The organism is Marinococcus sp. LNHM4E3-1, assembly GCF_056034405.1.
The window spans coordinates 252,463-266,855 of record NZ_JBQLID010000001.1 but is presented as its reverse complement, the minus strand read 5'-3'; the positions used below and the strand labels follow the sequence as shown (position 1 = coordinate 266,855).

Below are 14,393 nucleotides of genomic sequence, written 5' to 3'. Positions count from 1 at the left end.
TCAAAAAAGTCGCTTAAAGTAATTCGTTTTCTTGATTTTCCTCCTGTGCTTTTTGATTCGCCATTTTTTGTAATTCTAATCTGTCAGGTTTCGCGGTAGAGTTTAATGGTATATCTTTAATTTTCAAATACATTCGCGGTATTTTGTAGCCTGCCAGGTGCTCTCTCACATGTTTGTCCAGTTTAGCTTCGAAATCCGGATCGTCCTCCTTCAATTGCACTACAGCAGAAACAGATTCTCCAAATTCCGGACTTTCATATCCCACCACCACCGTTTGTCTGACCAGCGGGTGCTCTGATAATACACCTTCTACTTCGGAAGGCAGAACATTTTCACCACCGGTAATAATGAGTTCCTTTTTCCGGTTAATGATAAAGATATCTCCGTCTTCATCCTGCCTGGCTAAATCGCCTGTTAAGAAATACCTGCCTGCAAATGATTTTTCTGTTTCTTCCGGCTTGTTCCAATAGCCTGGTGTAACGTTTTTACCGTGGATGGCCAATTCCCCAATTTCACCAGTTTCAACATCGTTATGATTTTCATCCAGCAGACGCACATTCATATACATGACAGGTTTGCCAATACTCATTGGTTTTTTCATTGCATTATGAGGTGTATTAACCATAACAAGTGGAGCTTCAGTTAAACCGTAGCCATTGACTAATGTGTACCCCATACTTTCAAATTTTTTCTGTACAGCTGGAAGCGGTGAAGAGCCACCCTGTATTAAGAACTCAATATTTTTGAAGCCTTGAATATCAAGATTGCCAGCTGCCAGCATCCCGTAATACATAGTTGGTATAAGCATTAAATAATCGGGCTGGTATTTTACCATCAGATCATTTAATTCCTTCCCGTCAAAATAGCGATGCAGAATCAATGTTCCGCCAGCCATTAATAACGGAAGCGACAAATCATTAAATCCCAGTACATGAAACATTGGAGTAGATACAATCGTTGTGTAACCGGCATGTGTTTTATACGTCAATGCGGTATTGATCATGTTATTAACAAACGACTCGTAGGTGAACATAACCCCTTTTGGTAATCCTGTTGTCCCGCTCGTATATATTAAAGATGCAAGGTCGTCGCTTTCTACATCGACACTTTTAAATGGGCGGTGGCTGTCAGGGTTAACAATGTCATCATATTCCGACGAATCGACATCCATATGGATTAGCTCCTGGGGGATTCCTCTCAGGGACTCCAGATGATTGGAGGCGTAAAAAATCAGTCTGGCATTAGAATCCGAAATAATGCTTTCAATCTCTACAGATTTCAGCCGCCAATTAATAGGAAGGAAAACGGCACCCAGTTTAAAGGAGGCGAACAGCACATCCAGTATCGCAACATCATTTGGTGCGAATATACCGATTACATCCCCGCTTTTTACTCCCTGATCCTGCAAATAATTCGCTAGATTCTCTGCACGGATGTTTAAATCCTGATACGACCATTCCGTACCTTTGCCCGGATCAATAACCGCTGCTTTTACTCTGTCAAAATCTGATCTTGTTTTAATCCAATCATAATTCATATTTATCTTCTCCTTTATCAATATGATTCCGACGTTGGATCGATTGCTTCAATTCCCCCCAATCATTTTGATAAATAGTTTGGTTCGTAATTTTCAACTCGTCAGAAATAATAGGATCAAAATCCATCTTTGATAGAACATCCTTTTGCAAATCTAACCCCGGACTGATTTCAATTAATTTTAAGCCTTCATTCACCAATTGGAATACAGCACGTTCAGTCACATAAAAAACCTGTTGATTCAGTTCTCTCGAATATGCTGCGTTGAAATCCATACTTTGTACAGTATTTACAAATTTATGCGAGTGACCTTCTTCCTCAATGATCAACTGGTTATTTTCACAAGAAGATTGGCTGCCCGCAACCAGGGTCCCCGAAAAAATAATCGTCTTCACAGTTTGACTTATGTCTATAAACCCGCCACTTCCACTTATTTTATTACCAAAACAGGAGACATTTACATTTCCAAACCGATCGATTTCCGCAAAACTGAGATAGGCTATATCATGGCCGCCATTGTATATAAAATCCCATGTCAGCTCATGACGCATTCTCGCATCCAGGTTATAGTTCATTCCAAAGCGGTCCTTGCTGCCGATAATTCCTCCGAATATGCCGGTATCAATATTAAGCTGAACCAAATCCTCCGCTTGTTCTTCTATCAATACATTTGGCAGCTCATTATTTATACCAAAACCAATACTGACTACATCCCCTTCGCTTAAAAACTGGGCAGCCCGTCTTAAAATAATTTTACGGGAGCTAAGCTTCATAGGTCGCTCCTGTATCTCACTCACCCGGTAGTGGCCTGATAAAGCAGGGTCATAATAAGCCTGCATCACCTGCTTATGATAGTTGGGGTTTTCATTTATAACAACGTAATCCACAAGTTCACCGGGTATAAACACGTCTTGGGGCGGAAAACTGCCGCCTGGAACAATTTCTTTAACCTGAACAATCACCTTACCACCATTTTTATGGGTTGCAGCCGCTACACTATATCCTTCTCCTAAATGGGACTCATGAGTCATAAAAATATTCCCTTTTTCGTCAGCATAAGTTCCACGTAAAAGGGCTACATTAATGCCAGGAAAGTCATAATGTAAATATTTTTCTCCCTTGATTTCTAATACAGAAACTAAATCCCCGGTCGTCATATCATTCGCTTTTCCGCCCGAGTTTCTAGGGTCGACGCTTGTATTTAAACCTATTTTTGTAATCATACCGGGCGAAGAAAAGGATTGGTTTCGATATTGTACTGCGAGAATCCCCTGGGGTAAAAAGTACGTCTCAATTGCATTATTTTTAATCGCATCAATAGTAGCTGGTGAAGCTGTAAGCAAACTCGTTATTAACCTACTGACCATGCCCCGCTTAACGAAAGCATCAAGATCAATTCCGTCCTCGTAATCACTTATATCATTTGCGATAATAAAAGTAAGATTATCCGGACCTCCAGTATCATCGTACTCATCAACTATATTTTTCAATATTTCTGCTGGTAAATTTCCGACAGATAAGGCTGCGATGGAAATAGTATCTCCAGTGTTAACAATGTTTTTTAAATCCTTGTAAGAAATAATATCCATGTCTTAACCTCCATATGTATTTATTCTGCTAAAATTTCACCATATATATATACCCCCTTATTTACCTTTATCTTACAAGTGTAATTTTATCATTGTATACAAAAAAAGTAAACGCTTTCATATAGTAATGGAAATGTACAAATCAAGGATGTCCTACGAGGTATAAGCATGTTTCTCGCGTCGTGGTGGTGATAGTTCCTTTCGGTACATTTCCCTGCTCTTCGTCCAAGTCGTCATAGAAAGCCACGGATTCTGGCTGCTTGTTTCTTTGGAGGTATTGGTCTCCGTTTCTTAGTCGGTTTCACAGGTGGACAATAACAGGAAACTCACGGCGCCTATAACTAAGTGAATGTTATACTTACTGTAAGCGAAATAATTACTACAATGAAGTACGGGCAAGATATTACAAAGATTTTTCCCGGAAACACTGTGGCTCCTTCTTTTATAAAATCAATTCACGGGCCTCTTCCTCAGTCCGTTCTTATGCCTTCAGGTGGTGTAACAGAAAAAAATACTAAAGAGTGGATTGAACAGGGAGCAGCAGCAATCAGTGTGGGGAGCGTGCTATACAAAAATGACCTGAAAGAAATTAAAGAAAACGCCTCCAGGATAATTAATATAATTAAAAACAACTCTGTATAGCTTATTCATTAATCTGCACATAGAATAAAGAAGGGCCTGTTTCAAAAATTGTTCCTTTCGTTCGCATAAAAAAGAGTATATATTTATGAGATTATTAGTAGTTTATTTATATGCAAAGATTCTCTTTCCTGAAGCATAAACAAGCATATGCTAATTTTTTAGCATATGCTTGTTTAATGTGATTAAGATCTCTTCTATCATTTTGGCGATATCCTCCGGGTTTTTTTGAAAATCGGATTGGACCCACTCCTCGATGAGTGAGGCGCTTCCCCCTGCAATGAATACATAAAATAATTCTATTTTTGAGTGGTCCAGGGAGCTTTCCTGGGCCCACTTTTCTGTGATACGCGGACGAAAGTAATCATGGATGCGCGTAAATACATTCTCCTGGCTGTTCTGCAAAACGACAAGCACCTTGCAGGCATCCCGATTTTGTTCGAGGTAGGCACACAGCCTGTACATGAGATTGTTGTATTGATGACTGTCCAGGGAATGCTCGACTTTGTTAATAAAGGTCTGGGTGAACTCCGCCTCAATACTCGAAAGCAGAGCACTGGGCGATTCGTAATGAGCGTAAAAGGTGTTCCGGTTAATATCTGCATTCTTACAAAGCTCCGTGACTGTGATGGCACTGACGGGTTTTTTTCGCATTAATTCGAATAAACTATGTTTAAGAGCCATTTTTGTATACTTGACTCTCCGGTCGGTTTTAGAAATGGATTTCATATGTCTCCCTGCTAAATGTGACATTTTCATGACTAACGAACATACATCCTTGAAGATGTTCGTTATATAAAAAATGCTATCGAACAATATGTTCATTATCAAACACATTGTTAGTATACTTGATTCGCAGGAAGAAATCTATCCTGCTAAATAACGCGCTCATGAAAGGAAGATCATTTTGGGTCAATCCGATGAATCAGTACAGACAAGAGTGTTAAGTATACTCAGCGGCAGAAGCTCGGAGGACCCTTTTGCTGCTTTTGCCGAAGCAAGAGCGAAAGGTCCAGTGCTCCCTATTCCGCATCCAATGGGAAGCGAGGATCATAATGCGTGGATGGTCACCCGGATGGACGAAGCCGTGCAGGTGCTTAAAGATAAAAAAGGCTTTACGGTCGATCCTGCTTCGATTGAGGCGGAAGGAGTCCGGGAGAATCTTTCCGTTACCGAAGACTCCAGTTCTCCGGAGACGTTTTTTACAGGAAAATCCATGCTTTTTGTGGACGGGTTCGATCACCGTCGCCTGCGCACCTTAGTGTCTAAAGCCTTCACACCAAAATACATGGAAAGCCTGCGTCCGCGTGTTCAGGAGATTTCAGACGAACTGCTTGATAAAGTCGAGTCCGAGGGGGAAATGGATCTTGTTAAAGACTATGCCTATCCTTTACCGATCAACGTCATCTCTGAAATGCTTGGAGTTCCGGAGACAGACCGGGAAATGCTTCAAATGTGGTCTTCAGCTATAGCCAAAGGCCTCGGATGGGGAAGGCAGGATCCGGAAGTGGCAGAACACCTGAACCAATTTGGCGAATATACAAAGCAGCTGGTGGACAGCAAGCGGAAGCATCCCACAGATGATTTAATTAGCAAATTAGTTTCCATTGAAGAGGAGGAAGACCGTCTCAGTGAATCGGAATTAATTTCGATGATCACGCTGCTGATTTTTGCCGGCCATGAAACTACGTCCAATTTAATTGCGACCGGCACAATGGAGCTGCTGGATCGTCCGGAAGAGCTGGAGAAAGTCAAAGAAGACCCTGGCTTGGTGCCTGCAGCCGTCGAAGAATTACTGCGGTTTAACGGGCCGTCCACGAGCGTCGGACCACGCTATGCCACGCAGGATACGGAAATTGCCGGACAGCAGATCGCTAAGGGGGACATGATCCTGATTATCGTTAAAGCGGCCAACCGGGACGAAGAAAAATTTATTGAAGCGGAGGATCTGGAAATCGAACGCAGCATTGATCGCCATCTGGCCTTCGGACAGGGACTTCACATGTGTTTGGGCGCCCCGCTTGCCCGGGTGGAAGGGGAGGTGGCATTTTCAAATCTGTTCCGGCGAATGCCGAACCTTCAGTTGAAATACTCCCGGGACGAGGTGGAATGGAACTATGCTTTATCCTCTCAGGGACTGGATTCACTGCCGGTTACTTTTTAATTAGAGCAGGCAGGCTTTCACCAGTTAAAAAATTAAAAAACACATTGTTTTTTCGTGGATCATTTGATTCACGTTTTTTTTTGCCCAATTACTTGGTGAGGCAAAGCATTCGATCTTCCAAAAGAATCTATTTTTTCTTCTTACGGAAAGTATTTTTAGTAAATGGACTGGAAATATAGACGACAAACAGAAACCCAAATACATGGGCAGAAATAAGACTGGTTATTAACATTGTTCTTGAAATATCCAGAGCTGTCAGCGAAAACATTAGTATACTCTCCACCTTTATAAATTCTTGCTATGGCGCACTTTAACGGTCTTTACAGATTGATGTTTCTACGCCACCCGCGGTTAAAATTCTCTCCTTCTTAAATTCCCTTATTACCATGTTCATAATCATCCAGGCAGCTCAAATTTTTCATTCAAAACAGCAGGCAATACTTTCCTAAAACAGCCAAGAAAAAGACCAGCCGTAAGGGCTGATCTGGAGGGATGTCGTGTATTCATTAAGAAAAATATTGAATAAAGCAGCAACGTAACTTCGCCTGGCTATTATCCTAAATTAATAATTTTTAACACACGGCTGACCGTTTTTTTGCTGATTTTGCCGCTTGTAAACCGGGGGATCTGCCGGAAGGTCATATTCATGATAAACATAGTGTTGTTCGCCTGTAAGGGCTTATTCGCAGCCATTAATCCTTTTTTTATCGACACAATTAAAAGATATATCAGTTGCCCTAATCCTTTTTTATACTTCATTTGGGCAAGCGTGTCGTTATGGTCCAGGTTTTTCTTTCTGTTCCATTTGAAAGCAGGCGGCGTGTGGCCTAAAAGAGCATGAAATTCTTCGTCCCTTATACGATGCACATCTGCTCTATAGTACGAGGGCAGCCTCTCTTTATTATAGGGCGAAGCGTGATCGTCCCCTTCAATCGTTATCGTATGGGACAACCTTATATCCTGAATAGAACTTCCAATATTCAGTGTATACCTGCCGCTTTCCAGGGACCACGCCTGAATGGCTGTGTTATAGTAGGCGGCTTGATCTTCAGTAAACGGAATCGTTACTTCTTTGGCCTCTCCGGGCTCTAAATGCACCTTCACAAACCCTTTCAGTTCTTTTCGGGCCCGAAAGATGTGTGAATCCAATGGTTCAACGTAAAGCTGGGCAATTTCTTCCCCCGCCCGGGAGCCTGTATTTTTTATCGTCAACGAAATATGTGTGCTGCTGACATGCATTTGGCTGTATTCAAAACTAGTGTAGGACAGCCCATACCCAAATGGGAAAAGAACAGGAATTTCTTTAGTATCAAAATAACGGTAACCAACGTAAATGCTCTCTCTATGCTCAGCGGTTGCTTCCCGTCCAGGATAGTACGGAGCTGAAGGGACATCGCTGTAATGAACAGGATACGTTTCCGCCAGTTTTCCACCTGGATTGCAGCTACCCTCCAGAACGTCACCCAAAGCTTCTCCCATGCCCTGCCCCCCAAGGTACGTATGGATAATTCCCTGAACATTTGAGGCAAACGGCATTTCCACTATAGATCCGCCCGAAAGAATCACAATCACGTTATCATGAATATTCGTCAGCTCGTCCACCAGCTCTAACTGATTATTTCCAAGCTTCATATCTGACCTGTCTATGCCTTCCGCTTCACTTCCTTCATCTAAACCGAGAAAGAGCAGAACAATGTCTGATTCTCTGGCAAGCGAAGCGGCTTCCTGCTTCAATTTTGTGCTGCTCCCCCCAAACCTCTTAAATCCCTTCGCATAGCCTGAAAGAGTTAATGATGTTTTTTGCAGGGCTTCCCACGGACTGGGTAAACTGGTCGGCTGAACTAGTGAGCTTCCCGCGCCCTGATACCTTGGCACATCTGCAAAATCACCGATAACTGCGATCGTCTGTCCGCTTTGCAGCGGTAGAATATCCTGTTCATTTTTAAGCAGAACCATTGAACGCTTCGCCGCTTCCACGGCTGCTTTGTGATGGTGCTCCATCTCCACTGCCTTTTTCGTATCAACAGACCGGGTATCAAAGATTAAAGTGAGCAGCCGGTCCACGCTTTGGTCTAAAACGTGCTCCTCCAGCTCATTCGTTTTTATAGCGTGCACGATCTCCTGATCCGTGATGCCGCCAGTCGAGGGCATTTCAAGCTGATTTCCGGCCAACAGTCCCTTGATGCGGTCGTTGTTACCTCCCCAGTCAGTAACAACAACTCCCTCATAGTTCCATTGATGATAAAGCACTTCCTGCATTAGATACAAATGTTCATTGGCATATTCGCCGTTTACTTTATTGTAGGCACTCATCAACGTTTTCGGCTCCCCTTCTTCCACAGCTAAGCGGAAGCCTTCTAAATAAATTTCATGCAGGGCCCGTTCATCGACGATTTCATCAATTGTCATTCTCAAATGTTCCTGACTGTTAACAGCAAAATGCTTAGGACACGCAGATATACCGTTACTCTGGATGCCTCTCGTCATGCTTGCGGCTAATTTTCCGCTGAGAAAAGGGTCTTCGGAAAAATATTCGAAATTCCTTCCGCCCAGCGGATTTCGTTTAATATTTAAACCAGGCCCAAGAACGACACTTACATTTTCACCAACCGCTTCGCTGCCAATATAATGACCAACATCGTGCAGCAGGCTTTCATCCCAGCTGTTCGCCAGCGTGGCAGCGGTGGGAAAGCAGGTGGAAGGAATGCTTTTATTCAGTCCTAAATGATCGGCTTTTCCGCCCTGCTTTCTTAACCCATGGGGCCCGTCTGTCAGCATGATCGAAGGAATATTCAACCTCTCGATGTCCTCCGTGTTCCAAAAGTTTTTCCCGGACATCAGCGAAGCTTTTTCCTCCAGCGTCATCTGATCAATAATTTTTTGGTTTTTCAGCATTGTGTTTACCACCTTGTAGGATTCGTATCATTCGTCATCTTTTTTCATTTCTTGTGTTTGAAGAATGTAGTAGCAGATATTATGGACTGCTTTTCTAAGCCCTGCCACCGTTTCTGTTTCGTCTTCCTCCAGGTGCTCTGCCAGTTCTTCTTCAAATTTATTCGCCATAGGCAGATTGATAGGGAAAGCAAGCATCATGTCGTTTCCGGCATGTATGGCCTGCAACGCATCAAAGTGCTCGCCCTGCGGCCCTATTCCTGCATCGGTAATAACAAAGCCTTCAAATCCCCACTCCTCGCGCAATACGTCGGTCAGTAATGCCTGGCTGCCACCGGACCAAGTAGGCCCAACTCTTGTAAAGGAGGACATTGCTCCGTGGGGTTCGCCTTCTTTTACTGCTTTTTCAAAAGGACGAAGATAAATTTCCCGCAAAGCCTGTTCATTTGCCCATACATATAATCCGTTACTCGCACGGTTCGTTTCCTGGTCATTTCCAACAAAATGCTTCATTACAGCGGTCGTATCGGTGCTTTCCAGACCTCTGATATAGGCAGCGCCGGTTTCACCGACAAGATGCGGATCCTCCGAGTAATATTCAAAGTTTCTGCCTCCAAGCGGCGTGCGGTGCATATTAAGTGCAGGAGCGTATACCGCTTCCACATCAAAAGCGTTGGCTTCCTCTCCCATCGACGTACCCATGTTTTCCACCAGCGATTTATTCCATGTGCTTCCAACATTGATGCCGGCCGGAAAAGCAACCGATGACCACGAGTCAAAGAAGTTTTTAATCGTAGAAGGCCCATCGTACATGGAGGTTTCCGGAATGCCTAATCGTTCGATAGGCACGGACCAGTAGCCGCCATCACCTGCTAATTTAATCATTTCCTCGGCGGTAAATTGATCGAGGAAGTCCTCCCAGAGAGGATCATTATAATCGAGCCCCTGCAGATCCTCGAGCACAATATCGTTATCCACATTCGTCGAAGGCGTCTCTTCCGTGGTGGCTTCATGCTCGTAATCGGCGGTTTCCTCCACGATATCCGGAATTAAGAAATCATCTTCCGAAGGTCCGTCGGGATAGGTTTCTCCCGGGTTCGCCCGGGAGAAATACGTCAGGTCACCTTCAGCGTCCTCGAAACGATTTTGAATCGGTGTACCAGTTGTGCCGTCTTCATCGTAAATGTTTGTTTCTTCCACTGTGAACGTGGAAGTGTCCTGGCTGTCCCGGATATGAGAGGCAACATTCAGATCGTAATTTCCTTCCTCAAGCACCCAGGCTTCTTCATTCTCGTGATCGTAAGTCGCCATATCCTTTACCGGAAAGCTGACAGTCACCACCTCCGATTCACCCGGATCCAGTTCTGAGGTTTTCGCGTAGCCTCCCAGTTCCTTATCCGCTTTTTCCAGGCCGCCTTCACTATATGGAGGAGAAAAATAAACCTGAACGACGTCTTTGCCGGCTGCGTCACCTGTGTTCGTTACATTAATGTCAAAAGAAATTTCGGTATCCGTGAAATTCGTTGCTTCAACATTCCAGTCAAACTCTGTATAGGAGAGACCGTAGCCGAATGGAAACTGAACGGTTTCCTCATATTCTTCGTCTGTCAGAAAGGTTTCATAGTACCGGTAGCCTACGTAGATGCCTTCCTCATTGTTAACAAAATGCCGGCCGGTCTCCTCCCCATTTTCGTTTACATATTCAAAGTCTCCGGTATTTTCAACGGCAGGGTTGCTTTCGACGTTATACGCGTACGTATCCGGGAGTCTTCCGGACGGAGAGGTTTCCCCATTTAACACCCGTGCAATTGCATGTGTTCCGTACTGCCCGGGTCCCCCCACCCAAAGGAGAGCGTCAATATTTTCGTATTCCTCTATAAACCCAAATTCAAAAGCGTTGAACGTATTTGCCAGAATGATGACATGCTCAAAGTTTTCGTTTAATGTCGCGATGGTTTCTTCCTCTTCTTTTCTTAACCGGGTATCTTCGATGGACAGGTCTATCGCTTCAGACCCTACTCTCGAAATGGTATATACTGCTGTATCAGAATAGGATACCGCTTCTTCAAGTGTGTCTCCGGGAAGCTCTGAGACGGGCATTTCCTCCGGATTATAGGGCAAAAAGCCAACCGCGTTTGGAAGAAGGGTCTGAATAAGTGATGGATCTGACGGTTCGAAATCTTCTGTAGTAGATTCCTCTTCCTTTTCATAGTTGTTATAGACGTTATAAAGCGTGGAATTATAGTTTATTCCTGCCTCGTCCAACGCTGTATATAACCCGTCAGCCTTCGTGTCATCAATGGACCCGGCCCCGCCTCCGCTGAATACCGGGCGTGCTGAACCAGTTCCAAACACGTTTATTTTTTTATTTTCCAATGGAAGGACATCGTCATTTTTCAGCATCACAATGCTTTCCTCCATTACCTGCTCCGCCACTTCCCGTGATTCGTCTGCGGCTTCCGCCTGTTCATCGGTTAACGGCGCTGTAGCGCTTAAATACCAGTTAAGCAGGCCCCCCCCTATCAATAGAACAATCAGTAATAAAGAGCTCAGTATGTAAGGACGACGCTTCAATTTTTTGTATTTTTTAAATCCTTTCTTTTTCGCTTTCCTTTCTTTTTTATCCTCCGTGCTTTTAATATCCTTCTTCCATTGCTTTATTTGCGTTTTATCGTCTCTACGGAGATCCTTTTTTTCTTCTCTTGAGAGCGGTTTTCGTTTCTTTTTCTCTTCTCTTAGTGCTTTAATTTTCCTTTTTGCTTCTTGTTTTTGTTCTTTAACCTTCTCTTTAAATGCTGACCGGTCCATTGTTATGAACCCTCCCCCCTTGATTTGTAAGCGCTGACATTTATACATATCTCTTAACTGCACTTAGTATACAAAGGTCTAATAAAAAAAACATTCCCATTTAAGAAGGAATGCTTTTCCAAATATGAACCTATTTTCAAAATTGTATATTCCACAATACAAATTCTTTATTTTTCATTCCAATTAGTGTGATCTTTTGTAAGCTCAATCAATTGAATTTCATGGGCATCCAGCGTCGTTTGAAGCAAGCACGGGTCTTCAGCATTCAAATAATCTGTTCGAAGGCCCGGCTCTGCTTTTACCTGAAGATAGCTTTTCAGCTCAGGATCAATCACCTCAGGCGCCCCAAGCTCCACCCATGCATCATAGGACGAGCCGTGCTTCTGATTAACAAAATGTTTTTTTATCCGATAGTTTCCCTGCAGCCCTTTTAATTCTAATTGTAGGGACTGGGCGGCACTGTTTTCAAATACACCGTAGCGGCTGGTGGAAGTTAATTGGGAATAATCGAACGATCTATATAAACGGTTTGGGTGGCTGTAATTCCAAAGCAGGATTTGAAGCCTGTCATCCGACTTTGTCACAATCATATTCTCTTTTATGGTGATAAGCTCCTCCCCCAGCTTACTCAAAAAAGCAAAAGCATGGTAGCTGGCTTTTTTAATCCCATTATACGTCATTAAACCGAAACCGCCGTGATACAAAGCGGGCTCTCTGCTGAATTCCCTGAAAACATCCGTGAAGGTCCAATACCCCATCCCGCTTATTTTTTGAAAATTATCCACGGCATTTTTGACAATAAAAGCCGCCATGTAACAGGTATCATGAAGAGGATCGCCGTAATCGCTGTTGGCGTTCCATTCCGTTATCCATTTTTCCTGATTCAGCGTGCTGTACTTTTTTGTATGGTTTATTATTTTATCTATGGAGGCGGAGAAGTTATCTTCCTCTCCAATCATAGTGACTTCACTTAAAAATTCTGTAATAGTACTAAAGCTCTCCACTTTTTTAGCAGGCTTGTCTTTTTTCTTCTCCGTGTTAGTCATCAGATTGTAGACATGAAATGAAAAAAAATCGAGGCCTACCTGCTGCTTGAGGGCAAATTCGTGAAAGTCGTTCAGCCAGGAAGCATTCCCATGAAAGTCAATGTTTCCGAAGCCGCCAACGCAAAGATCCGGGTCTATTGCTTTAACACACCGGTAGCTTTGGGCATAAAAGGAAAAAAACTCTTCCTTTGATTCACGCCAGAAATAGTCAACCTCCGGTTCATTCCAAAATTCAAAATACCAGCTCTTTACTTCTTTTGAGCCGTAACGGTTGAATAAATGCCTGATAAAAGAATCCAGCAATTCCAGCCACCGTTCCATGGATTTGGGAGCCGACACCGAAGTCCTTCCTTCAAAAATGGTGTAGGACTTACCGGCAAGCTCTCCTGGCATAAATCCAATTTCTATAAACGGTTTAATGTTATTTGCCAGCAATTGATCAATCAGTGCTTCAATATGAGAAAAATTGGCATACCATGAGCCATCAGGCCTTTCATTGTATACCTCCAGCTGGTCCGAAAAGATATTGTGAAACCTTACGTAGCGAAAGCCAATATCCTTCTGGAGCTGGTAAAGCTGATCATTAAAATCCTTCCGTAAACCCTGCGCAGCATCGCCAAAGGTAGCTAAAGAGGTGAAGGAATGATTTATTGCTTTAGCGGGCTGGGAAAAATCAATATTTTCCTTTGCAGCCTGCACTGCAGGGCCTGGCGTAGTTTTTATAGTCATGTATTGAAATAACTTCTTCAACGACTCACGGCTGTTAATGCTTAAATAATCCCTCGGGATGCTGTAATCTATGCTGAATTGGTACTTTCTGCGATACTGACCGGGAGCCATCTGCATATGCTTTCTGAATACCCTGTAATAGGATTTAGTATCAGGAAAGCCGAATTCCAGCGCGATTTCTGTTACAGCTTTATTTGTTGTCTGCAGTGCAAATAGTGATTTCTCCATCCGTATCGTATCCAGTTTCGTTTTTAGGGAAGTCCCTGCCTTCAGCTTGAAATATCTTGAGACATGCTGCGGGCTTAATGAAAACTCACTGGCTATTTCTTCGATGCTTAAAGAACTATTGGCGTAATGGTTATTCATATATTTCATTATTTCAAACAGTCTATTGTCCTCTAACAATTGCTCGTCGGATTTTTGATATGAATATTCGAAATTTTCTCTTAATATAATTATTATTTCCAGAACAAAATTTTCGATTTTTAAAATAGAGCTGGCCTTTTGGTTTATCAGTAAGTCTAAAATGAAAGCTAACAGCTGTTTCAAGCGTTGCACATGAACGTCTTCGCCTGAAGATGCATGATAGCCATCAAGAAAAAATTGTTGTTCTTCTACATTGATGCCTCTTTGTTTCATGTAATTACTATTGATCTGCAACACTAGTATGTGCGGCTTTTTGCTTTGGTCGACTGAATGAAGAAAGTGTAGTTCATTACTGTTGATAAAAAACAAATCTCCGGCGTTCAGATTGTAGGTTTTTTCATTTATTCTTATTTCCAGCGACCCTTCGAGCACGAACAGTAGCTCAGGATCCTCATGCCAGTGATAGGGATAACGTTCAATAGTCTGTGCAAATATATTTATTGGCAGGTTACTTTGGTAATTAATCGATTCATATGTATACACTTTTCTACCTCCAACAGAGAACCGCTTTGTCTCATAACATTTGTTGTAGTTTGCAATTTCAAGCTTTAATTGTCAATTCTT

At 42.9% G+C, this 14,393-nt stretch carries 8 protein-coding genes; 2 read left to right on the top strand and 6 right to left on the bottom strand.

Features of this window, described 5'->3' with window-relative positions; translation table 11 throughout:
- Window positions 1-13 precede the first annotated feature (13 nt).
- Window positions 14-1,537, bottom strand: a complete 1,524-nt coding sequence (gene fadD / locus ACTRXI_RS01215) for a long-chain-fatty-acid--CoA ligase FadD (RefSeq protein WP_474260655.1) — start codon at window positions 1,535-1,537, stop codon at window positions 14-16.
- Window positions 1,527-3,125 carry a fatty acid degradation protein FadX gene (gene fadX / locus ACTRXI_RS01210; protein ID WP_474260654.1) on the bottom strand — a complete coding sequence of 533 codons (1,599 nt, stop codon included), beginning with the start codon at window positions 3,123-3,125 and terminating at the stop codon, window positions 1,527-1,529. The genes fadD and fadX overlap by 11 nt, the downstream gene beginning before the upstream one ends.
- A gap of 345 nt (window positions 3,126-3,470) precedes the next feature.
- Here fadX and ACTRXI_RS01205 point away from each other — a divergent pair, with 345 nt between their 5' ends.
- The gene (locus ACTRXI_RS01205) at window positions 3,471-3,767 is read left to right on the top strand and encodes a hypothetical protein (RefSeq protein ID WP_474260653.1); all 297 of its coding nucleotides are present in this window, start codon (window positions 3,471-3,473) and stop codon (window positions 3,765-3,767) included.
- 150 nt (window positions 3,768-3,917) lie between these two features.
- On the opposite strand, the gene ACTRXI_RS01200 is transcribed toward ACTRXI_RS01205, so the two are convergent.
- Window positions 3,918-4,493 carry a TetR/AcrR family transcriptional regulator gene (locus tag ACTRXI_RS01200; protein ID WP_474260652.1) on the bottom strand — a complete coding sequence of 192 codons (576 nt, stop codon included), beginning with the start codon at window positions 4,491-4,493 and terminating at the stop codon, window positions 3,918-3,920.
- 178 nt (window positions 4,494-4,671) lie between these two features.
- Between ACTRXI_RS01200 and ACTRXI_RS01195 the strand changes: the two genes are divergently transcribed.
- Window positions 4,672-5,928 (top strand): cytochrome P450 family protein, encoded by a 1,257-nt coding sequence (locus ACTRXI_RS01195; protein ID WP_474260651.1) that lies wholly within the window; start codon window positions 4,672-4,674, stop codon window positions 5,926-5,928.
- 552 nt (window positions 5,929-6,480) lie between these two features.
- Here ACTRXI_RS01195 and ACTRXI_RS01190 read toward each other — a convergent pair.
- The 3 genes from ACTRXI_RS01190 to ACTRXI_RS01180 form a co-directional block, all read right to left on the bottom strand.
- Window positions 6,481-8,823: a beta-glucosidase gene (locus ACTRXI_RS01190; RefSeq protein ID WP_474260650.1), complete on the bottom strand. Its 2,343-nt coding sequence runs from the start codon at window positions 8,821-8,823 to the stop codon at window positions 6,481-6,483.
- Between the two features lie 27 nt (window positions 8,824-8,850).
- Window positions 8,851-11,628, bottom strand: a complete 2,778-nt coding sequence (locus ACTRXI_RS01185; protein WP_474260649.1) for a beta-glucosidase — start codon at window positions 11,626-11,628, stop codon at window positions 8,851-8,853.
- Between the two features lie 167 nt (window positions 11,629-11,795).
- The gene (locus ACTRXI_RS01180) at window positions 11,796-14,312 is read right to left on the bottom strand and encodes a GH39 family glycosyl hydrolase (protein WP_474260648.1); all 2,517 of its coding nucleotides are present in this window, start codon (window positions 14,310-14,312) and stop codon (window positions 11,796-11,798) included.
- Between the last annotated feature and the right edge of the window lie 81 nt (window positions 14,313-14,393).